The 20,534-nt window shown below is 71.4% G+C and carries 17 protein-coding genes and 1 tRNA gene; 7 read left to right on the forward strand and 11 right to left on the reverse strand.

Annotated elements, in window-relative coordinates; translation table 11 throughout:
• Positions 1-105: 105 nt before the first annotated feature.
• On the reverse strand, positions 106-987 hold the full coding sequence (locus tag ACGFT1_RS22990; protein ID WP_373910820.1) for a hypothetical protein: 882 nt from the start codon (positions 985-987) through the stop codon (positions 106-108).
• Positions 988-1,117: 130 nt separating this feature from the next.
• Here ACGFT1_RS22990 and ACGFT1_RS22995 point away from each other — a divergent pair, with 130 nt between their 5' ends.
• The 5 genes from ACGFT1_RS22995 to ACGFT1_RS23015 all read left to right on the forward strand — a co-directional run bounded on the left by ACGFT1_RS22995 (position 1,118) and on the right by ACGFT1_RS23015 (position 8,097).
• Complete coding sequence (locus tag ACGFT1_RS22995; protein WP_373910821.1) at positions 1,118-1,468, forward strand: chorismate mutase; 351 nt, start codon at positions 1,118-1,120, stop codon at positions 1,466-1,468.
• 107 nt (positions 1,469-1,575) lie between these two features.
• The gene (gene pepN, locus ACGFT1_RS23000) at positions 1,576-4,164 is read left to right on the forward strand and encodes an aminopeptidase N (protein WP_373910822.1); all 2,589 of its coding nucleotides are present in this window, start codon (positions 1,576-1,578) and stop codon (positions 4,162-4,164) included.
• Positions 4,165-4,298: 134 nt separating this feature from the next.
• Complete coding sequence (locus ACGFT1_RS23005; RefSeq protein ID WP_373910823.1) at positions 4,299-5,123, forward strand: NAD(P)H-binding protein; 825 nt, start codon at positions 4,299-4,301, stop codon at positions 5,121-5,123.
• Between the two features lie 170 nt (positions 5,124-5,293).
• Positions 5,294-6,688, forward strand: a complete 1,395-nt coding sequence (locus ACGFT1_RS23010) for an aspartate aminotransferase family protein (RefSeq protein ID WP_373910824.1) — start codon at positions 5,294-5,296, stop codon at positions 6,686-6,688.
• Positions 6,685-8,097, forward strand: a complete 1,413-nt coding sequence (locus ACGFT1_RS23015; protein ID WP_373910825.1) for a lysine N(6)-hydroxylase/L-ornithine N(5)-oxygenase family protein — start codon at positions 6,685-6,687, stop codon at positions 8,095-8,097. The genes ACGFT1_RS23010 and ACGFT1_RS23015 overlap by 4 nt, the downstream gene beginning before the upstream one ends.
• Positions 8,098-8,167: 70 nt before the next feature.
• On the opposite strand, the gene ACGFT1_RS23020 is transcribed toward ACGFT1_RS23015, so the two are convergent.
• Complete coding sequence (locus ACGFT1_RS23020) at positions 8,168-9,973, reverse strand: bifunctional UDP-sugar hydrolase/5'-nucleotidase (RefSeq protein ID WP_373910826.1); 1,806 nt, start codon at positions 9,971-9,973, stop codon at positions 8,168-8,170.
• A gap of 216 nt (positions 9,974-10,189) precedes the next feature.
• On the opposite strand from ACGFT1_RS23020, the gene pyk reads away from it, so the two are divergent.
• A complete protein-coding gene (pyk, locus tag ACGFT1_RS23025) occupies positions 10,190-11,635 on the forward strand; it encodes a pyruvate kinase (RefSeq protein ID WP_373910827.1) in 1,446 nt (481 codons plus the stop codon).
• A 92-nt stretch (positions 11,636-11,727) separates the two neighbouring features.
• Here pyk and ACGFT1_RS23030 read toward each other — a convergent pair.
• Positions 11,728-11,802, reverse strand: a tRNA-Leu gene (locus ACGFT1_RS23030).
• Between the two features lie 100 nt (positions 11,803-11,902).
• Here ACGFT1_RS23030 and ACGFT1_RS23035 point away from each other — a divergent pair.
• Positions 11,903-12,559 (forward strand): ANTAR domain-containing response regulator, encoded by a 657-nt coding sequence (locus ACGFT1_RS23035; protein WP_373910828.1) that lies wholly within the window; start codon positions 11,903-11,905, stop codon positions 12,557-12,559.
• A 206-nt stretch (positions 12,560-12,765) separates the two neighbouring features.
• Here the strand turns inward: ACGFT1_RS23035 and ACGFT1_RS23040 are convergent, their stop codons facing one another.
• From ACGFT1_RS23040 to ACGFT1_RS23075, 8 genes are all read right to left on the reverse strand, one after another.
• Positions 12,766-13,482 carry an ABC transporter ATP-binding protein gene (locus tag ACGFT1_RS23040; RefSeq protein ID WP_373910829.1) on the reverse strand — a complete coding sequence of 239 codons (717 nt, stop codon included), beginning with the start codon at positions 13,480-13,482 and terminating at the stop codon, positions 12,766-12,768.
• A complete protein-coding gene (locus tag ACGFT1_RS23045; RefSeq protein WP_373910830.1) occupies positions 13,479-14,390 on the reverse strand; it encodes an ABC transporter ATP-binding protein in 912 nt (303 codons plus the stop codon). The genes ACGFT1_RS23040 and ACGFT1_RS23045 overlap by 4 nt, the downstream gene beginning before the upstream one ends.
• Positions 14,391-14,395: 5 nt before the next feature.
• Positions 14,396-16,222, reverse strand: a complete 1,827-nt coding sequence (locus tag ACGFT1_RS23050; RefSeq protein WP_373910831.1) for a branched-chain amino acid ABC transporter permease — start codon at positions 16,220-16,222, stop codon at positions 14,396-14,398.
• A gap of 5 nt (positions 16,223-16,227) precedes the next feature.
• A complete protein-coding gene (locus ACGFT1_RS23055) occupies positions 16,228-17,157 on the reverse strand; it encodes a branched-chain amino acid ABC transporter permease (RefSeq protein ID WP_356820861.1) in 930 nt (309 codons plus the stop codon).
• Between the two features lie 113 nt (positions 17,158-17,270).
• Positions 17,271-18,509, reverse strand: coding sequence for a branched-chain amino acid ABC transporter substrate-binding protein (locus ACGFT1_RS23060; RefSeq protein WP_373910832.1), 1,239 nt, complete (start codon positions 18,507-18,509; stop codon positions 17,271-17,273).
• Positions 18,510-18,798: 289 nt separating this feature from the next.
• Positions 18,799-19,434 carry a Tat pathway signal sequence domain protein gene (locus tag ACGFT1_RS23065; protein ID WP_373910833.1) on the reverse strand — a complete coding sequence of 212 codons (636 nt, stop codon included), beginning with the start codon at positions 19,432-19,434 and terminating at the stop codon, positions 18,799-18,801.
• Entirely contained in the window at positions 19,431-19,901 is a 471-nt protein-coding gene (locus tag ACGFT1_RS23070; protein WP_373910834.1) for a hypothetical protein, read from the reverse strand. Before ACGFT1_RS23070 ends, ACGFT1_RS23065 begins: the two co-directional genes overlap by 4 nt.
• 98 nt (positions 19,902-19,999) lie before the next feature.
• Positions 20,000-20,491 (reverse strand): PaaI family thioesterase, encoded by a 492-nt coding sequence (locus ACGFT1_RS23075; RefSeq protein WP_373910835.1) that lies wholly within the window; start codon positions 20,489-20,491, stop codon positions 20,000-20,002.
• Positions 20,492-20,534 lie beyond the last annotated feature (43 nt).

Here is a 20,534-nt window from a genome sequence, read left to right on the forward strand (position 1 = left end):
CAAAGGCGTACGGAACACTGACGGCGCCTGCCCGCCTGTCCCCGACCGGACGACTGGGCAGGCGCCGTCGCACGTCCGGAAGCCGGCCCGGCCGTGCCGTCGTACCTACGTGTCGCACTCCAGCACCGTCCGGCACAACCCGCACCGCGCCCGTACCCGTCCCCGTACCGGCACCCTGATCCGCTGGTGGCAGGTCGGGCAGGGAAAGGTCACCTGGAGGCGGCCGAGGCCGTCGGGAGCGAAGGCGTACGGGGCCGCCGGGGGCACGTCCGGGGCGTGCCGGCGGTCGTGCGCGTAGCGGCGGCGGCCCGCCCAGCCGGCCGCGGTCAGCGGCGGCTGCTGCTCGTCGCGGCGGGCCCGGGCCAGCCCCTTGACGTAGGCGGTATGAGCTTGCGGGCTGGTGAACCACACGCACGGGTCCTCGTGGAAGAGCAGGGCCCGCTTGGCCAGGACGTAACCGAACTCCTCCGGAGTGAGATAGCCCAGCTTCTGGGAGGAGACGCCGTCCTCCCGGTAGGCGTCCAGCAGCAGCCAGCCCGCGCCCAGGTAGGTCGTGACGGTGTCCGTCAGGATCTCGTTCTCGGCCGTGGTGGGGAACGCGAGGTCCAGACGGTGCAGGTAGACGTGGGCCACCTCGTGGGCGAGCGCCGCGCCGATGTCCCGGCGATGGGCACGGAACCGGTCGTTCAGCTCGACGAAGTACTCCGGGCCCGACGCCAGTTCGACATCGGCCGCGTGGGTCATCTCCCGGAAGCCGACGATCAGCCGCGCGTCCGGCAGCCGGAAGTGCCGCACGATCTCGCGGGCCACGCGCTGCGCGCCCAGGTGCAGGTCGTCGGTGTCGCAGAAGGCCACGTCGGCGGGGGCCACGCTGGCCGAGAACGTCTGCACGGTGCCGTGGGACAGCCGCCGGTACAGCGCGGTGACCGCGGCCCGGACCGTCTCCAGATGCGGGTAGCCGTGCTCGACCGGTCCGCCGTTCGCCACGTCCGTACCCCCTTCAGACGCCGGAACTCCCCTCCACTGTAGGCGGGTCCCGTGCCCCGGGGACCGCCGGCGATCCAGTCCCCGGACACCTCGTGGGGTCCGGCCGGTCAAGCACATAGGGTGGGCGTCCATGACGACCAGCAATACCGGCACGGATGCCGTGGACCCCGAGGTCCGCCACGAACTGGAGCGGCTGCGCGACAGCATCGACAACATCGACGCGGCCGTCGTCCACATGCTCGCCGAGCGTTTCAAGGCCACACAGCAGGTCGGCAGGCTCAAGGCGGTGCACCAGCTGCCGCCCGCCGACCCGGCCCGCGAGTCCCGGCAGATCGAACGGCTGCGCCGCCTCGCCGAGAACGCCAAGCTCGACCCCGCGTTCGCCGAGAAGTTCCTGAACTTCATCATCGCCGAGGTGATCCGGCACCACGAGCGGATCGCCGAGGACACCCACAACGGGGACGCCGCGGACACCGTCTGACCGGCGGCCCGGCCGGGCGACGGGCCGGCCGGGGGCACACAACGGACATAAGCCGTGTACCGATCCGCCCCTGTGCGCTGCCGGCCCCATCAGGCAGCATGGCCTGCATGTCCGTACTCACGCGCGACGAAGCGCAGCTCCGAGCACAGTTCCTCGACGTCCACCGCTACACGGTCGAACTGGATCTCACCACGGGGGACGAGACCTTCGGCTCCCGTACCGCGATCCGGTTCACCGCCCGGTCCGACGGGGAGACGTTCGTCGAGCTGAAGTCCGCCGAGCTGCGCGGCGTCACCCTGGACGGACGGCCGCTCGACCCCGAGTCGCTGCACGAGGGACGGCTGCCGCTGCGCGACCTCACCGCCGGCGAGCACGAGCTGCGCGTCGACGCGGTCATGCACTACTCCCGCACCGGCGAGGGCATGCACCGCTTCACCGATCCGAGCGACGGCGAGACGTACGTCTACACGCAGCTGTTCATGGACGACATCCAGCGGGTCTTCGCCGCCTTCGACCAGCCCGACCTGAAGGCGGTCTTCGAGATCTCCGTCAGGGCGCCGGAGGGCTGGAGCGTCCTCGCCAACGGCGTCACCGAGCAGCGCGGCGACGGCGTCTGGCAGGCCGCGCCCACCCCGCTGATCTCCACCTACCTCGCCGCCGTCGCCGCCGGCCCCTGGCACTCGCTGCGCACCGAGCACCGCGGACTGCCCTTCGGCATCCACTGCCGCCGCTCGCTCGCACCCCACCTGGACGCCGACGCCGACGAGATCTTCGACATCACGCGCGCGTGCTTCGACCGCTACCACGAGAAGTTCGAGGAGCCGTACCCCTTCGACTCCTACGACCAGGCGTTCGTCCCCGAGTTCAACGCCGGCGCCATGGAGAACCCGGGCCTGGTCACCTTCCGCGACGACTTCGTCTACCGCTCCGCCGTCACCGACACCGAGCGGCAGACCCGCGCCATGGTCATCGCGCACGAGATGGCCCACATGTGGTTCGGCGACCTCGTCACCCTCAAGTGGTGGGACGACATCTGGCTGAACGAGTCCTTCGCCGAGTACATGGGCTACCGGACCACCGCCGAGGCCACCCGGTTCACCGACCCCTGGACCGAGTTCGCCGTCACCCGCAAGTCCTGGGGCTACGACGCCGACCAGCGGCCCACCACCCACCCGGTCGCCCCCGAGAACGTCGACGACACGGCCTCCGCGCTGCTCAACTTCGACGGCATCTCCTACGCCAAGGGCGCCTCCGCGCTGCGCCAGCTGGCCGCCTGGCTCGGCGAGAAGGACTTCCTGGCCGGGATCAACACCCACTTCGCGCGGCACAAGTTCGGCAACGCCACCCTCGCCGACTTCGTCGACTCCCTCGCCTCGGCCACCGACCGCGACGTCCACGCCTGGGCCGACAGCTGGCTGCGCACCGTCGGCGTCGACACCCTCGTGCCCGACGTCACGGCGGACAACGGCACCTGGCACCTCGACGTCCGGCATCTGGGCGGCGCCGGCGCCGCCTCCGGGTCCGGCCCCGCCGGGGACGGCGCCGCCCGCCCGCACCGCGTCACCCTCGGTGTCTACGACCGCGACCTGCACGACGAACGCCGGCTGACCCTGCGCCGGCGGGTGGAAGCCGACCTCCCCGCCGCCGACGGCCTGAGCCTGCGCACCGCCGGCCCGCGCCCCGCGTTCGTCCTCCTCAACGACGGCGACCTCACCTACGCCAAGATCCGCTTCGACGCCGCGTCCGCCGAGACGGTCCGCACCCACCTGTCCGGCCTGCCCGAACCACTCACCCGCGCGGTCGTGTGGAACGCCCTGCGGGACGCCGTCCGGGACGGCGAGCTGCCGGCCGCCGCCTATCTGGAGACGGCCCGCGCCCACCTCCCGCACGAGACCGACCTGGCCGTAGCCCAGGGCGTCCTCGCCTTCGCCTCCGGCCAGATCGCCGACCAGTACCTGGCGCCCGAGGACCGCCCGGCCGCCCTGGCCGGCCTCACGTCCCTCTGCCGCGACCTGCTGCGGCGCACCGAGGACGGCGACCACCCCGGCCTGCGGCTCATCGCCGTACGGCACCTCATCGGCGTGACCGCCCGCCCCGAGACCATCGCCGCCTGGCTCGCCGACGGCACGGTGCCCGGCGGGCCGGAACTCGACCCCGAGCTGCGCTGGCGCGTCCTCGCCCGGCTCGCCGTGCTCGGCGCCACCGACGAGGCCGCCATCGCCGCCGAGCTGGAGCGCGACCCGAGCGCCACCGGCCAGGAGGGCGCCGCCCGCTGCCGTGCCGCGCTGCCCGACCCCGAGGCCAAGCGCGCCGCCTGGGAGGCGATGTTCGCCGGCGACTCGCTGTCCAACTACCTCTTCACGGCCACCGCGCAGGGCTTCTGGCAGCCCGAACAGGCCGAGCTGGTCCGGGAGTACGTGCCGCGGTTCTACGAGGACGCGGTCGCCGTCGCCGCCCGCCGCGGCCCCGCCATCGGCGTGGCCGCCGGCCGCTGGTGCTTCCCGGCCCACGCCGTCGACGCCGGGAACCTGCGGCTCGGGGAGGCCTGTCTGCGCGACGCCGACCTCACCCCGGCCCTGCGCCGCACCCTCGCCGACCGCCTGGACGACCTGTCCCGCGCCCTGCGGGTGCGCGAGGGGCGATCGGCACGGGAGGCCGCGCCGGCCGCGGCGCAGGGAGCGCGGGTGCGGGCGTAGGCCCGAGGCGCGGGACGGGCGGCGTAGGTCCGACGACGTAGGGCACGGCTGGTACCTGGCGACGATGCGGGGGACCGGCCGTCGTCCCTAGGCTCGGCCTCCAGAGACCAGCCCAGGCCCCGAAAGGCGGCATCGTGATCGTAGTGACCGGCGCGACCGGCAACGTAGGCCGTGCCCTCGTCGACCGTCTCCTCGCCGCGGGGCAGCCCGTCCGCGCGCTGACCCGCGACCCGGAGCGGGCCGGGCTGCCCGCACCCGCGGAGGTGGTGGCGTTCCGGCCGGACGAGCCCGCCGCCCTGTTCACCGGGGCGACGAAACTCTTCCTGTACGCGCAGGCCGGCACCGCCCCGCTGCTGGCGGCGGCCCGCGCGCACGGGGTGCGGCACGTCGTCCTGCTCTCCAGCGGCGTCATCCAGGAGGGCGCCGACGAGACCCACCCCATCCACGTCATGCACGCCACCGCCGAGCGGCAGATCCAGGACAGCGGGCTCGCCTGGACGTTCCTGCGCCCCAACGCCTTCGCCACCAACGCGCTCCAGTGGGCACCGCAGATCCGCGCCGGCGACACCGTCCGCGGCGTCTTCGCGGACGGGCTCTCCGCGCCCATCCACGAGGACGACATCGCGGCCGTCGCCGAGCGCGTCCTGCTCGGCGACGGGCACGAGGGCGCCGCGTACCGGCTGACCGGGCCGGCGGCGACCAGCAACGCCGGCCAGGTCGAGGCCATCGGCGCGGCGCTCGGCAGGAAGCTGACCTTCGTGGAGGCGGACCCGGCGGACGCGGGCCCGGAACTCTTCCCGCACGTGCCGCCGCAGATGCTCAAACGCCTGCTGCGCACCTTCGCCGAGACCGTCGGCGTGCCCCCGGAGATCACCGGCACCGTCGAGCAGCTCACCGGCACCCCCGCCCGCCCCTTCGAGGAGTGGGCCCGCGACCACGCCGGGGACTTCCGGGCGTGACCGGCGGGGGCGCCCGCCCCCCTCCCCTCAGGCTCTCCCGGGACGGCAGTACACACTTTCGGGTTCCGTTCACCGGGCTTCCGGGACGCAGGGCACCCTTCCGGTACAAGCTGGAAGCCACCCACAAGCCGGAAGCCCGCTGGACGTTCCCGTGCCCGCCAGGAGAGCCCATGAGCGCAGGACCCTCCCCGCACCTGCCGCCGCTCGCCTCGGGGCCCGGCGGCACCGACGCCCTGCGGCCCCTGCTCACCACCGTGCTGGACGCGCTCGCGGCCGGCGCCGCCCGCCGAGGCGGCCCCCTGCCCGCCGGCGGACCCGACGCCGTCGCCGCGCGCGTCGCCGACGCCCTCGGGGACGTCCTGCCGGACACCGGCGACCCGGACGCCCTGCGCACCCTCGTCCAGGCCCTCGCGGAGGGCGCCGCCGACCCCGCCGACCCGTTGTGCGCCGCCCACCTGCACTGCCCGCCGCTCGCCGTGGCCACCGCCGCCGACCTCGCCGCCGGCGCCCTCAACCCCTCCCTGGACTCCTGGGACCAGGCCCCGGCCGCCTCCGCCATGGAAGCCACGGTCACCCGCACCCTCGCCCGCACGGCCGGCCTCGCCGACGCCCTCGTCACCACCGGCGGCTCCGAGTCGAACATGCTCGCCCTGCTGCTCGCCCGCGAGGCCCACGGCGGCAGCGTCCGGCTGGTCTGCGGAGCGGGCGCCCACCACTCCCTGCCGCGCGCCGCCTGGCTGCTCGGCCTGCCCGACCCGGTCGTCATCCCGGCACCCGACGGCACCCTCGACCCGGCCGCCCTCGACGGAGCCCTCACCGCGCTGTCCGGCCCGCTGCTGGTGGCGGCCACCGCCGGCACCACCGACGCCGGACTGATCGACCCGCTCCCCGAGATCGCCGCCCTGTGCGCCACCCACGGCGTCCGGCTGCACATCGACGCGGCCTACGGCGGGGGCCTCCTCTTCAGCGACCGGCACCGCGGCAAGCTCGCCGGGCTCGACGCGGCCCACACCGTCACCCTCGACCTGCACAAACTCGGCTGGCAGCCGGTCGCCGCCGGCCTCCTCGCCGTCGCCCACCCCCACGAACTGGCCCCCCTCCGGCAGCGCGCCGGCTACCTCAACGCCGACGACGACACCGACGCCGGCTTCCCCGACCTCCTCGGCCGCTCCCTGCGCACCACCCGCCGCCCCGACATCCTGAAGATCGCCGTCACCCTGAGAGCACTGGGCCGCGGGGGCCTCGGCGCCCTGGTCGACCAGGTCTGCGCCCTGGCACGCGAGTTCGCCGCGCTGGTCCGCGAGCACCCCGGTTTCGCGCTGTACGACCGGCCCGACATCAGCACCGTCCTGTTCCGCCCGGCCGAGGCCGACGACACCGCCGTGGCCACCGCGCGCCGCAGGCTGCTGTACGAGGGCCGGGCCGTCCTCGGCCGGGCCCGGCTCGACGGCCGCCTCTGGCTCAAGGCCACCTTCCTCAACCCCCACACCCGGCCGGACGACCTGGCCCGCCTGCTCAGGCTCGTCGAACTCGCCGCACTCGCCGAAGGAAGCACCCCCGGATGACCCACCCCCCACGCCGCGACCCCGCCTCCCCGCGCGACCTGGTCGGCATCGGCATCGGTCCCTGCAACCTCTCCCTGGCCGCGCTCGCCCAGCCGCTCGCCGAACTCGACGCGGTCTTCTACGAACAGCGTCCCGGCTTCGACTGGCACCCCGGGCTGCTCATCGACGGCGCCACCGTCCAGGTACCGTTCCTGGCCGACCTGGTGACCCTCGCCGACCCCACCAGCCCCTGGAGCTTCCTCAACTACCTCAGGAGCCGCGAGCGGCTCTTCCCGTTCTACTTCGCCGAGCGTTTCCACATCCAGCGCACCGAGTACGACGCCTACTGCCGCTGGGTCGCGCGGCAGCTGCCCGGGCTGCACTTCCGCCACCAGGTGGACGCCGTCCGCTGGAACCCCGAACGGGACGTGTTCGAGGTCGACCACACCCAGCTCGACGCCGACGGCGAGGCCGAGGCCCTCGGCCGTACGCACACCCGCAACATCGTCCTCGGCATCGGCACCGCCCCCTACGTGCCCGACCCCCTCAGGCCCCTGGTGGAGACGCCGGGTGTGCCCGTCCTCCACGCCGCCGACTACCTCGACCACCGCGACACCCTGCTCGCCGCCGGGCACGTCACCGTCGTCGGCTCCGGTCAGTCCGGCGCCGAGGTCTTCCTCGACCTGCTGCGCCATCGCCCGGCCGGCCGGGAAGGGCTGCACTGGATCGGCCGCACCGAGGCGTTCGCGCCGATGGAGTACTCCAAGCTGGGTCTGGAGCACTTCACGCCGGACTACACCCGCTACTTCCACGCCCTGGCGGAGCCCGTCCGGGACCGGCTCGTCGCCGCCCAGTGGCAGCTGCACAAGGGCATCGACGCGGGCACCCTCGCCGCCATCCACGACGAGCTGTACCGCCGCTCCCCGGACGGCGGCTGGCCCGACGCGGTCCTCACCCCCGGTGTCCGCGTCCGCACCGCCGGCCGGATCGCCACCACCCAGGTGGAACTCCACCTGGAACACCTCCAGCAGGGCAGCCGGTCCCGTCTCACCACCGACGCCGTCGTCCTCGCCACCGGCTACCGCGAGCGTCCCCTCGACCGCATCCTGGCGGGGCTCGACCCCTACATCCGCCGGGACGGCGGCGGACGCCCGCGGATCGACGAGGAGTTCCGCCTCGTCCTGGACCCCTCGGTCACCGGCTCGGTCCACGTCCAGAACGCCGAGCTGCACACGCACGGCGTCGGCGCACCCGACCTCGGCCTGGCCGCCTGGCGCAGCGCCACCATCCTCAACTCGCTCACCGACAAGGAGGCGTACCCGCTCCCCGCCCGCACGGCCTTCACCAGCTTCGGACTCCGGGACCCCGCGGGCCGGGTCCCCCAGAGCAGACCCGCCGGACGGCTGACCCCCCTGGTCGAGGGCAGGTGACCCGCCGCGAAGGCCTCGACCGCCCGGCGCCGGCACCCGCGCGGGCGGGCACCGGCGCCGTTCACGTCGCTCAGAACACCGGCGTGCCGTTGCGCACCAGCTTCCAGTCCACCGACGCGAAGTCCTTCGGGTCCAGGACACCCTTCGCGGTGACCCACTCCGCGATCCGGGTGCGGATCTCCGTGGACTCCGACCACAGCTCCTTGGCGGCGGCGACGTACGGGAAGGCGCCGCCGCCGTTGGCGCGGTAGTTGTTCACCGCGAGCACGAACTGCCGCGCGTCGTCCAGCGCGGCCCCCTGGAACGTCAGGTTCTTGATCCGCGACCCGGCCGGCTGGGCGATGTCGATGTCGTACGACAGGCCGGAGACGTAGTCGTAGTTGTAGTCCGGGCGGCCACCGGCGTTGGTCAGCTTCTCGACGTCCACCGGTGCGTCGGCGGCCGTCTGGACGTAGTACTCCGCCGAGTACTCCAGGTAGGCGCGCACCTGGGCACCCGTCATCAGCTTGGCCACCAGTGTGTTGTCGTACACGTACAGGCTGGACAGGCCCCGGATGGTGACGTCGCCGGCCGGGATCTCGGAGGTCCTGGAGAACGGCGAGGCCTGGGCGATCACCGGCAGCGAGGCGTAAGGGGTGCCCGCGAGCGCCGCCTTGACCACGTCCTCCTGGACCTTGGTGATCAGGTCGATGATGGGGGCGTCCTTGTAGCGGGCGTCGACCGTGGTCAGGGTCTGCGTCGCCCGTCCCACGACCTGGTTGACGTACGCCACGACCTTCTGGTGTTCGTCGGTGAGCAGCTTGGTGATCCTCGGGTCGTCGGCGACGGAGCTGGAGTCGCGCAGCGAGGCGGAGACCGACTCGACCTCCCAGCGGCCCTTGCCGAACACCAGCTCGATGTCGAAGAGGGTGAGCCGCTCGGCGTAGCACAGGGGCTCGGAGAGGACGACGGTACGGCCCGTCTTCTCGTTGACGACCTTCAGCTCCGGGATCTCCAGGTGCGCGTGGCCGACCAGGATCGCGTCGATGCCGGGCACCTGCCGGGCCACGTCGGCGGCCGCGTTCTCCACGTACGGCACCTGGTCGCCGTACGACGACGTGCCCGACGTACCGGAGTGCGCCGAGACGACGACCACGTCCGCGCCCATCGACCTCAGCTTCGGCACCCACTTGGCGGCCTGCTCCACCAGGCCCGGGAACGCCAGCTTGCCCTGCACGTACGCCTTGTCCCAGATCGCGATGCCCGGGTTGGTCAGACCGAGCACGGCCACCCTGACCGGCCTGGCACCCGGCACGTGGAACGTCTTCATGACGTACGGCGCGAAGGCGGGCCGCAGCGTCTTCGCGTCCACGGCGTTGGCACCGAGCAGCGGGAAGCGCAGCTGCGACTCGAACTTGCGCAGCGTCTCGATGCCGTAGTTGAACTCGTGGTTGCCGAGCGCCGCCGCGTCGTACCCGATCGCGTTCATCGCCCGGGCCATCGGGTGCACCGGGCCGCCCTTGGCGGTGATCGGGTCCACCTTGGCGTAGTAGTAGGTCAGCGGGGTGCCCTGGATGGTGTCACCGGCGTCCAGCAGCAGGGTGTTGCAGCGGCCCTTCTCGGCGCGGACCTGCTCCACCAGGGTGGAGATACGGGCGAGCCCCATGGCGTTGCCCGCCTTGTCGGCGTACTCCGCGTCCTTGAAGTAGTCCCAGTTGAAGACGTGGCCGTGCAGGTCGGTGGTGCCCATGACGGTCAGGGAGTACCGCTTGGCGGGGTGCGGGGGCTTCTTGCCGTCCGCCGCCCGGGCCGCCGGAGCCGCCGCCGCGCCGGCGACCGCCACTCCCGCTCCGGTGACGGCGGACTTCTTGAGGAACTTCCGGCGGTTCAGCGGCATTCTCGGTCTCCTTGGCGCATGGTCGACGACGCGCGTAGATTCTGACCTGAGCATGACCTGTGTCAACAGGTCCGGCAGGTTGCGATCTGATGACCATCGCTCATCGGAGCGCAGTGGCACTCAATTCAACACTTGTCAATATCCCTTCGCCGAAAGTCCGTTGAGTTGTCACGCGGGGCCGATTCTCTACCCGCGGGTAAGGCCTAGGCTCGATGTATGCGCCGAGCAAAGATCGTTTGCACTCTGGGGCCCGCCACCGACTCGTACGACCAGATCAAGGCACTGGTCGAGGCCGGAATGGACATCGCCCGGTTCAACCTCAGCCACGGCACCCACGCCGAGCACGAGGAGCGTTATCAGCGGGTGCGGAAGGCGGCGGACGAGACCGGCCGCAGCGTCGGAACGCTCGCCGACCTTCAGGGTCCGAAGATCCGGCTCGGCCGCTTCGCCGAAGGACCGGTACTGCTTGAACGCGGCGACCTCTTCACCGTCACCGTGGAGGACGGCGTCGAGGGCGACCGCCACCGGTGCGGCACCACCTACGCGGACCTCGCCGCCGACGTCGCCCCCGGTGAGCGCATCCTCGTCGACGACGGCAAGGTCTGCCTGGAGGTCACCGCCGTCGACGGCCCCCAGGTGCACACGCGGGTGGTCGAGGGTGGTGTCGTCTCCGACCACAAGGGGCTGAACCTCCCCGGTGCCGCCGTCTCCGTCCCGGCCCTGTCCGGGAAGGACGAGGACGATCTGCGCTGGGCGCTGCGCACCGGCTTCGACCTGATCGCCCTCTCCTTCGTGCGCAGCGGCCGGGACGCCGAGGACGTCCACCGGATCATGGCCGAGGAGGGCCGCCGCCTGCCCCTGATCGCCAAGATCGAGAAGCCGCAGGCCGTGGAGAACCTCGACGGCATCGTGGCCGCCTTCGACGCGCTGATGGTCGCGCGCGGCGACCTGGGTGTGGAGATGCCGCTGGAGGAGGTGCCGATCGTGCAGAAGCGCGCGGTCAAGCTGGCCAGGCGCAACGCCAAGCCGGTGATCGTCGCCACCCAGATGCTCGACTCGATGATCGACAACGCGCGGCCGACCCGCGCCGAGGCCTCCGACGTGGCCAACGCGGTGCTGGACGGCACGGACGCGGTCATGCTCTCCGGCGAGACCAGCGTCGGCAAGTACCCGGTCGAGACCGTGCGCACCATGGCGAAGATCGTCGAAGCGGCCGAGGAGGACATGCTGGCCAGGGGCCTGCCGCCGCTGACCGAGCAGAACAAGCCGCGCACCCAGGGCGGCGCGGTCGCCCGGGCCGCCGCCGAGATGGGTGACTTCCTCGGCGCGAGGTTCCTGGTGGCGTTCACCCAGTCGGGAGACACCGCACGCCGGCTCTCCCGCTACCGCTCGCCGATCCCGCTGCTCGCCTTCACCCCCGAGCCGGCCACCCGTTCCCAGCTCAGCCTCACCTGGGGCGCGGAGACCTTCCTCGGCCCCCGCGTCGAGTCGACGGACGCCATGGTCGAACAGGTGGACGAGCTGTTGCTGAAGTACGGCCGGTGCGAGAAGGGTGATGTCGTGGTGATCACGGCGGGTTCCCCGCCCGGTGTATCCGGCTCGACCAACCTGGTCCGGGTGCATCACATCGGCGAGGACGACAGCCCGAAGCAGACCCCGTAACAGCCGGGGACGACGAGGGGCCCCTCACCCGAGGGGCCCTCTTCCATGCTGACCTTGGAAACCGAATACTGACCTTGGAAACCAAGGAAAAGTGCCCCGGGTCGGACTCGAACCGACACTGTACGGGTTTTGAATCCGTTGCCTGCTGCCAATTGGGCTACCGGGGCTCGCAGGATCGAAGGTTCCCCCCGACCCTCCGCGCGTCCACCATACCGTAGCTAGGTAGGCTCTTGTCAGCAGCGCCCCTGCCCCTAACGAGGAGCTCCCGTGACCGCCGAGTCGCCCCAGCCCGTAGACGTGCCCGACGACGACAAGTCGCACGTGCCTCCGCTGACGACCCGCGTCGTCATCGCCGAGGACGAGGCCCTGATCCGGCTGGACCTCAAAGAGATGCTCGAGGAGGAGGGGTACACCGTCGTCGGCGAGGCCGGGGACGGTGAGCAGGCCGTCGAGCTGGCCCGTGAGCACAAGCCGGACCTGGTCATCCTGGATGTGAAGATGCCCAAGCTGGACGGCATCTCCGCGGCCGAGAAGATCGCCGAGGAGTCGATCGCGCCGGTCCTGATGCTCACCGCGTTCTCCCAGCGCGACCTCGTCGAGCGCGCCCGCGACGCGGGTGCCATGGCGTACCTGGTGAAGCCGTTCAGCAAGAGCGACGTCGTCCCGGCGATCGAGATGGCCGTCTCCCGGTTCACCGAGCTGAAGCAGCTGGAGCAGGAGGTCGCCGACCTCAGCCAGCGGCTGGAGACCCGCAAGCTGGTCGACCGCGCGAAGTCCATCCTCCAGACGGAGTACGGCCTGACCGAGCCGGCCGCCTTCCGCTGGATCCAGAAGACCTCCATGGACCGGCGCATGTCGATGCAGCAGGTCGCCGAGGCGGTCATCGCGGACAGCGAGGAGAAGAAGTCCGCGAAGACCGACTGACGCCCGCCCCCGCCACCGACGAGTGCCCCGCGCCCGGAAGGGACGCGGGGCACTGTGCCGGCCGGCCACGGGAGCCGGTCCCCGCCGAGTCAGGGTTTGTCGTCCGGATCGGGCCGGGCTCGCGGGCCCGGCACGCGCCTCGCCGCCTTGCGAGGCACGGCACCGGACCCGGCTTGCTGATCCGGCCCGATCCGGACGACAGGACCCTAGTCCTCGCCGAGGTAGGCCTTGCGCACCGACTCGTCGTGCAGCAGGTCCTGGCCCGTGCCGGACAGGGCTATGGTGCCGACCTCCATGACATGACCCTGGTCGGCGAGCGAGAGCGCCGCCTGGGCGTTCTGCTCGACCAGCAGGATCGTCGTGCCCTGGGACTTCAGCTCGGCGATCGTCGCCATGATCTTCTGCATCATGATCGGCGACAGACCCATCGACGGCTCGTCCAGCATCAGCAGCTTCGGCCGGGACATCAGCGCCCTGCCCATCGCCAGCATCTGCTGCTCACCGCCCGAGAGGGTGCCCGCGGCCTGCTTGCGGCGCTCCCCGAGGATGGGGAACAGGTCGTAGGCGCGCTGGATGTCCTTCTCGATGCCCGGCTTGTCGTTGCGCAGGAACGCGCCGAGGCGCAGGTTGTCCTCGATGCTCATGCGCGGGAAGATGTGCCGCCCCTCGGGGGAGTGGGCGAGGCCCAGCGACACCACCTGGTGGGCCGGGACCTTCTTCAGCGACCTGCCGTCGAACCGGATCTGTCCGCCGACCGGCTTCAGCAGGCCGGACAGCGTGCGCAGGGTGGTGGTCTTGCCGGCGCCGTTGGTGCCGATGAGGGTGACCACCTGACCGGCCTCTACCTTGAAGGAGATCCCCTTGACGGCCTCGATCTTGCCGTAGGCGACCCTCAGGTCCTCGACTTCCAGCAGTGCGGTCATCGGTCGTCCTCCTTGCCGGGCGCGGTGTCCGTCGTGGTCCCGGCGTGCGCCTCGGCGGCCTCCACCTCGGCCACCTCCTCGGCGCCGGGCGCGTCCTCGAAGGGCTCGCCCAGATAGGCCGCGATCACGCGCTCGTCGCCCTGGACGGTCGCGCTGTCACCCTCGATCAGTTTCTCGCCCTGCACGAGCACGGCCACGCGGTCGCACAGGTTGAAGATGAACCGCATGTCGTGCTCGATGACGAGAACGGCGATGCCCATGTCCCGGATGGCGAAGACCAGTTCCTCGGTGACCCGGGTCTCCTGCGGGTTCATGCCCGCCGTCGGCTCGTCGAGCAGCAGCAGACCGGGCTCGCTCGCCAGGGCGCGGGCGATCTCCAGCTTGCGCTGCTCGCCGTAGGGCAGGTTGCGGGCGAGGTGCTCGGCCTTGTGGTCCAGGCCCACGAACCGCAGCAGTTCCAGGGCCCGTTCCCGGGAGGCCTTCTCGGCCCGGTGGAAACCGGGGCCGCGCAGCACGGCCGACCAGAAGCCCTCCTTGGTGCGGGTGTGCCGGCCGACGAGCACGTTCTCCAGGACCGTCATGTTGGCGAACAGCCGGATGTTCTGGAACGTCCGCGCGATGCCGGCCGCCGTCACCTTGAAGGACTTGGGCGGCAGAACGGCGCCCTTGTAGCGGACCTCGCCCTCGGTGGGGACGTACAGGCCGGTCAGGCAGTTGAAGAAGGTCGTCTTGCCGGCGCCGTTGGGGCCGATCAGGCCGACGATCTCGCCGGCGTTGACGGTGAGGTCGACGCCGCGCACGGCGGTCAGGCCGCCGAAGCGCATCGTCACGCCGCGGGCGTCGAGGACGGTCTCGCCGGGCCGGGTGGCGCCGGCGGCGGTGTCCTGCGTGGTGGTGTCGGTGGTCATGGTGGTCAGGCCCCCGCCTTCGTCAGGAGGGTGGGTGCTTCCGCCTCTTCGTGGAACTCGAGCTGGCGGCGGCGGTTGGGGATGAGGCCCTCGGGGCGGAACCGCATCAGCAGGACCAGCGCGAGACCGAAGGCGAAGAGCTGGTAGTTCCCGAGGAACTGGAGCTTGTTGGGGATCAGGAAGAGCAGGGCCGCGCCGATCAGCGGACCGCTGATGGTGCCCATGCCGCCGAGGACGACCGCGGCGAGCAGGAACGCGGAGTTGGGCGGGATCGGACCGGCGAACAGGTACTGCTCGGGCGTCACCGTGTAGGTGACGTGCGCCTGGACGGTGCCCGCGAGACCGGCGAGCGAGGCGCCGACGGCGAAGGCGATCAGCTTGACCCGGAAGCCGTTGATGCCCATGGCGAGCGCGGCGGTCTCGTCCTCGCGGATGGCCACCCAGGCACGCCCGATGCGGGAGTTGCCGCTGCGCCGGAAGACCAGCACCACGATCGCGGTGATGATCAGCATCAGGAAGAAGTAGTTGGCGAACCGGCCGATGGTGAAGCCGCCCATGTCGTGCTGGGTGCCGAAGTCGAAGCCGAGGACGTCGAGGTTCGGGATCGACGAGACGCCGTTCGAGCCGTTGGTGAGGTCGGGCCCGGAGGTGCCGTCGAGGTTGTTCGCCGTGATGCGGAAGATCTCACCGAAGCCGAGGGTGACGATGGCGAGGTAGTCGCCGCGCAGCCGCAGCGTCGGGGCGCCGATCAGCACGCCGAAGACGAGCGAGGCGGCGGCGCCGACGAGGACGGCCGCCCAGAAGGGGAAGTGGACGTGGAACGGCGAGCTGGGGGAGCCGGAGACCAGGGCCGCCGCGTAGGCGCCGACGCCGAGGAAGGCGACGTAACCGAGGTCGAGGAGGCCGGCGAGGCCGACGACGATGTTCAGGCCCAGGGCGACGGTGGCGAAGATCAGGATGTAGACGCCGAGGGTCGCGTACTGGTCGTTCGTCTGGGTGAAGGGGAACAGCGCCGCCGCGACGAACGCGCCGCAGGTGGTGATGTTCTGGTGCCGGGAGGTGATCTCCGAGGCCTGCGAGATCAGCCCCGCCTTGTGCAGGGCGGCGAAGCCGAGCCCCGCGGTGATCAGGAAGCCGACGAACAGTTCGTCGTACTCGGTGCCGATGCCGTAGGTGAAGACGGTCAGGCCGAGCCCGAGGATCGCGACGATGATCAGGATCTCGGCGTACGACGGCAGGGTGCCCACGGGCCGCGCGGGACCGGCGGCGAAGACCGCCTTGACCGTCTCCCACTGGTGGGCCAGACGGTGCTTGAACTTCTCGAGGCCGCTGTCGTCGGGGTCGGCCGGTTCCGGCTCGGGCCGCTGGAACGGCAGGGCCAGGGCACCGGCGAAGGCGGCGAGGCTGCCGACGGCGACGAGGAAGCCGCCGGGCTCCAGGTTGACGAGGCCGCCGAGTTCGGTGCTGATCGCGAGAACCGTGTACCAGCTGGTGGCGAAGGCGGCCAAGGTGGCGAAGCGCAGGGCGGCGCCGGACCCGGCGGGCGTCAGCCGGTCCAGGCCGCGGACGCCGTAGGCCGCCAGGGCGAACAGGGTGGCGAGGAGCGCGCCGATGAGGACGAGGACCTGGAGGCCGCCCGGGTAGCCGTAGACGGTGAGGTCACCGGGGAAGTCCGAGGTCCATGTCCAGGCGAGGAAGGTGGAGGCGAGCGTCAGCACGCTGCCGCCGAGGGCGAGGGCGCGGCCGGCCTTCTCCGGCAGGGGCAGCAGCCCGGACGGGGCGGGGGCCGCGGCGGCGCCGGGGGTGTCGGGTGCGGTGGTCTGTGTGGTCATCGGTCTCACGCCCTGTCCGCGACGCGCTCGCCGAGCAGGCCCTGTGGCCTGAACAGCAGTACGAGGATGAGAAGTACGAAGGCCCAGACGTCGGCCCAGGACTGGCTGCCGAACTTGTCCATGCCGGGGATGTCGGCGATGTAGGCGGTGGCCAGGGTCTCGGCCACACCGAGGACCACACCGCCGATCATGGCGCCGTAGATGTTGCCGATGCCGCCGAGAACGGCCGCGGTGAACGCCTTGAGGCCGAGGATGAAGCCCATCCGGAAGTTGATCTCGCCGTACTTCAGGCCGTAGGCGACGGCTCCGACCGCGGCGAACGCGGCGCCCAGGGCGAACGCGATCACGATGATGCGGTCGGTGTTGACGCCCATCAGCTTGGCGGTGTCCGGGTCCTGCGCGGTGGCCTGCATACCGCGGCCGGTGCGGGTCTTCATCACGAAGTAGGCGAGGACGGCCATGCTGAGGGGGGCCGCGACGACCAGGAAGATGTCACCGGTCTGGATGGTGACGCTGCCGATCTCGAAGGGGCCGCCCGGAATCTGCGGGAAGGTGCGCGCGGACTTCGCCTCCGGGTACCAGGCCCACACCGCCTGCTGGAGCGCGAGGGAGAGGCCGATGGCGGTGATGAGCGGGGCGAGCCGTGGGGCGTTGCGGAGAGGACGGTAGGCGAATCGTTCCGCCCCGACCGCGATGGCGACGGCGACGACGACGGCACCGATGATCATGAGTGGCAGCGCGATCCACATGGTGGTGCCGCCGGGAAGCCAGAGCCACACGGTGAGAGCGCCGAACGCTCCCGTCATGAAGATCTCGCCGTGGGCGAAGTTGATGAGCTGGACAATGCCGTAGACCATTGTGTAGCCGATGGCGACCAGCCCGTACATGGATCCTAGTAGCAGGCCGTTGACCAGCTGCTGCGGCAGTTCGTGCACCGCATGTCCTCCGAGCGTTCGGAAAGTTCGACGGATGTGGCCGGATGCGAGTCCGCGCGGGGCGCCCGTGGAACAGCGCCCCGCGCGGCTCTTTGAGGTGGTGCGGGCGGAGGTCAGCCCGTGTAGGTGCCGGACTTGACCGGCGTCCAGGCACCGTTCTTCACGGCGTAGACGGTCAGCTGCTTGTTGGTGGCGTCACCGAACTCGTCGAAGGAGACCTTGCCGGTCACACCGTCGAAGGACACCTCCTGCATGGCCGCGGTGACCTTCGCGCGGGCGTCGGAGGGGAGCTTGCCGCCGTTCGCGTCGACGACCTTCTTCACGGCCTCGATGACCGCCCAGGCGGAGTCGTAGGCGTAACCGCCGTACGCCGAGTACTCCTCCTTGTAGCCGGCGGACTTGTAGTCGCTGACGAACTGCTTGGCGGAGGGCAGGTCCTCGACCGGGGCGCCGACGGAGGTGGCGAGGTCGCCGGTGCTCTCGGCACCCGCCAGCTTCATGAAGGTGTCGTCCTTGATGCCGTCGCCGCCGACGAGCGGGACCTTGGCACCGGCGGCCTTGATCTGCTTGCTCAGCGGGCCGGCCTGCGGGTACTCACCGCCGTAGTAGACGACCTGGGCGCCGGAGTTCTTCACCTTGGTGGCGACCGCGGAGAAGTCCTTGGCGTCGGGGTTGATGTGCTCGGTACCGACCACCTTGCCGCCGAGCTTCTTGAACTCGTCGGTGAAGGTGGCGGCCAGACCCGCGCCGTAGGTCTTCTTGTCGTCGATGACGAAGACCTTCGTCTTCTTGGCGGTGTTGTAGACGTACTGGGCGGCGAACGGGCCCTGGATGGCGTCCGTGGTCGCGGTGCGGAAGTACGCCTTGTACGGGCGGACCTTCTTGGTCTGCCAGTCCGTGCCCTGGGTCAGGGCGGGGCCGGTGTTTGCCGGGGAGACCTGGACCAGTTTGTTGTCGTCGAAGACCTTCTGCATCGACTCGGCGACCGAGGAGTTCAGCGGGCCGACGACACCGAGGACGTCCTGCTCCGACACGAACTTGGAGGCGTTCTGCTGGCCGGCCGACGGCTGGGCCTGGTCGTCGAGGGCCTCGACCTTGAAGGTGACGCCCTTGACGAGGTTCTGCTTGTTGGCGTTCTTGGCGGCGAGGTCCGCCGAGTTCTTGATGCCGAGGCCCATGGCGGACAGGTCGCCGGTCAGCGGGGCGTCGACGCCGATGACGACGGTGCTGCCGCCGTCACCCTTGCCGGAGTCCGAGCCCTTGTCGCCGCTGTCGCGCGAGCCGCAGGCGGTGAGAGTGAGCGCTCCCGCCGCCAGCGCGGCGGTGATGGCGATAAGCGAACCTTGACGCACGATCAGTCCTTTCCCCAGGCACAACCGCCTCCCCATGGAAGCGGCCGAGTCGCGCGCCGCGCTGAAGTGAGATTCCGATGGCGCGGTGACTGGCCGTGACTCTAGGCGTGTGTGGGGAACGTGGAGGAGTGTCTGGCCAATGCTGTGACGCTCTTGTTATGACACGGCGTAATGCAGAGCGGTACGACGTGGGGGGAACGGACGAATTCAGGTGGATTCGCGCTGTCCGCATTCTGAGAACCCGCAGGACCTGCCATGATCCAACCAGGCGTCTCGGGCGTTTTGCTAATTACCGAACTCTGTTGCCGCAGGCTACCTCCACGGCGTGGGAGAGGTGCCGCGCGTAACGGCCGCCGAGGATGAAGCTCTGTACCTGTATTGCGCGCGCATTACGCAGAGTTAGGTCAAGGAAAGGGAGCCCGGCGTGCCAGGGCACTTTTCCGCATTTCGTGACGTGCATGGTGACCGTGACCTCGCGCGCCGCACCCGCGCCGGTCCGCCACGGAGCCGGTGGCCGTGTCGTCAGGGACAGTCCCGCGTACGGCTGGGCCACGCGCGTCACGGTGACCGGCGGCCCCGAGGCCACGCTCAGCAGGACCGTGAAGCTGAAGCTACGCGGCGGGGCGCCCGCCGGAGTGGGCCGGCTCTCCAGGTAGGTGACGTCCACCACCTGGGAGGGATACGGGGCCTCGGGGTGTGGGCGCGGGGGATGCGGGAGCGGCTGCTGCGGCCGGGTGGCGTAGAGCGCGCCGCCGGCACCGAGGAGCGCGGTCGCGGTGGCCAGCGCCAGGGTCGTCCGCCGGTGGCGGGCGTACCGGGCGGCCGCGGCCGCGCGCGTGCGGCCGGCCGGACGGGGGCCTCGCGGGTGCCGGGTGTCCCACGCGTGCGTGCCCTCACCGGGCTCCGGCGGGCCGATGCCGCTCATGTCCAGGGGCCTTCGCCCGGGGGGCCGTGACGGTAGCGCTCGATGCACGCCCGGCGGACGTGACGGTCGATCAACTCGTCGGCCGCCGCGAGCCCTTGGCGCCGCAGGGTGACGCGCGCCGCGGCCACGACGTCCCGCAGGATCTGGTACTGCCCATGGGACAGGCCCATCGACTGGTAGTCGCCGTAGGTGTCGTCGCCGAGCGCCCTGCGTGACCAGTACGCGACGATCCTGGTGCACAGGTCGGTGTCGGAGACGGCAGAGGGCGATGCGGGTGCCGGGGCGGACGCGGGCGCGGGTCCGGCGCCGCCGGAGGGTGGATGTGCCAAGCGGCCGGTGGCGCCCGGGTGCGGGCGCGCGGAACCTTCGGGTCCGCCGCAGCCCGTCGCGCCCAGCGACACCGGCACCGCCAGCAGCCCGCACACCAGGAACCTCACCCCCGGCCGGGGGCCTCCTCGCCGTCCCATGTGCCGAAGCTAAGGGGAGGGACGGCGGGGGGCAACGCCGCGGCGGGCCGGGCTTCGGCCTCCGGCCGCGCGGGGGTGACGCTCCGGCGAGGAAGGGCTCAGCTTCCGGCGGGCCGAGCGGGCGCCGCCTCGCCCGGCCGGGCGTCCCGCAGCAGACAGGTCAGCCGGGCGGTGCAGACCCGCCGGTCCTCGTCGTCGCTGATCACGATCTCGTACGTCGCCGTCGACCGGCCCCGGTGCACCGGCGTGGCCACGCCCGTCACCGAGCCCGAGCGGACCCCCCGGTGGTGCGTGCAGTTGAGGTCCACACCGACCGCGATCTTCGAACTGCCGCCGTGCAGCATCGAGCCGACCGAGCCCAGCGTCTCCGCCAGCACCGCGGAGGCACCGCCGTGCAGCAGGCCGTAGGGCTGGGTGTTGCCCTCCACCGGCATCGTCCCGACGACCCGGTCCGCCGAGGCCTCCACGATCTGCACGCCCATGCGCGTGCCGAGATGACCGGCCGAGAACAGGGCCGGCAGGTCGACACCGAGCGCCGCGTACTCGTCGAGGATCTCCTGCGGGAACTCCACTCGCTGCTGCTCACCCATCGGCCGGCTCCGTTCGTCCACCTGTCTGCTGCTGAGCAAACGC

This window comes from Streptomyces sp. Y20, assembly GCF_043195475.1.
Lineage (GTDB): Bacteria > Actinomycetota > Actinomycetes > Streptomycetales > Streptomycetaceae > Streptomyces.

What these genes read in the sequence shown, in the direction of transcription:
- ACGFT1_RS22995 (WP_373910821.1), top strand. Translation starts at nt 1,118, where the DNA reads ATGACGACCAGCAATACCGGCACGGATGCCGTGGACCCCGAGGTCCGC.
- pepN (WP_373910822.1), top strand. Translation starts at nt 1,576, where the DNA reads ATGTCCGTACTCACGCGCGACGAAGCGCAGCTCCGAGCACAGTTCCTC.
- ACGFT1_RS23010 (WP_373910824.1), top strand. Translation starts at nt 5,294, where the DNA reads ATGAGCGCAGGACCCTCCCCGCACCTGCCGCCGCTCGCCTCGGGGCCC.
- ACGFT1_RS23015 (WP_373910825.1), top strand. Translation starts at nt 6,685, where the DNA reads ATGACCCACCCCCCACGCCGCGACCCCGCCTCCCCGCGCGACCTGGTC.
- ACGFT1_RS23020 (WP_373910826.1), bottom strand. Translation starts at nt 9,973, where the DNA reads ATGCCGCTGAACCGCCGGAAGTTCCTCAAGAAGTCCGCCGTCACCGGA.
- pyk (WP_373910827.1), top strand. Translation starts at nt 10,190, where the DNA reads ATGCGCCGAGCAAAGATCGTTTGCACTCTGGGGCCCGCCACCGACTCG.
- ACGFT1_RS23040 (WP_373910829.1), bottom strand. Translation starts at nt 13,482, where the DNA reads ATGACCGCACTGCTGGAAGTCGAGGACCTGAGGGTCGCCTACGGCAAG.
- ACGFT1_RS23045 (WP_373910830.1), bottom strand. Translation starts at nt 14,390, where the DNA reads ATGACCACCGACACCACCACGCAGGACACCGCCGCCGGCGCCACCCGG.
- ACGFT1_RS23050 (WP_373910831.1), bottom strand. Translation starts at nt 16,222, where the DNA reads ATGACCACACAGACCACCGCACCCGACACCCCCGGCGCCGCCGCGGCC.
- ACGFT1_RS23065 (WP_373910833.1), bottom strand. Translation starts at nt 19,434, where the DNA reads ATGAGCGGCATCGGCCCGCCGGAGCCCGGTGAGGGCACGCACGCGTGG.
- ACGFT1_RS23070 (WP_373910834.1), bottom strand. Translation starts at nt 19,901, where the DNA reads ATGGGACGGCGAGGAGGCCCCCGGCCGGGGGTGAGGTTCCTGGTGTGC.
- ACGFT1_RS23075 (WP_373910835.1), bottom strand. Translation starts at nt 20,491, where the DNA reads ATGGGTGAGCAGCAGCGAGTGGAGTTCCCGCAGGAGATCCTCGACGAG.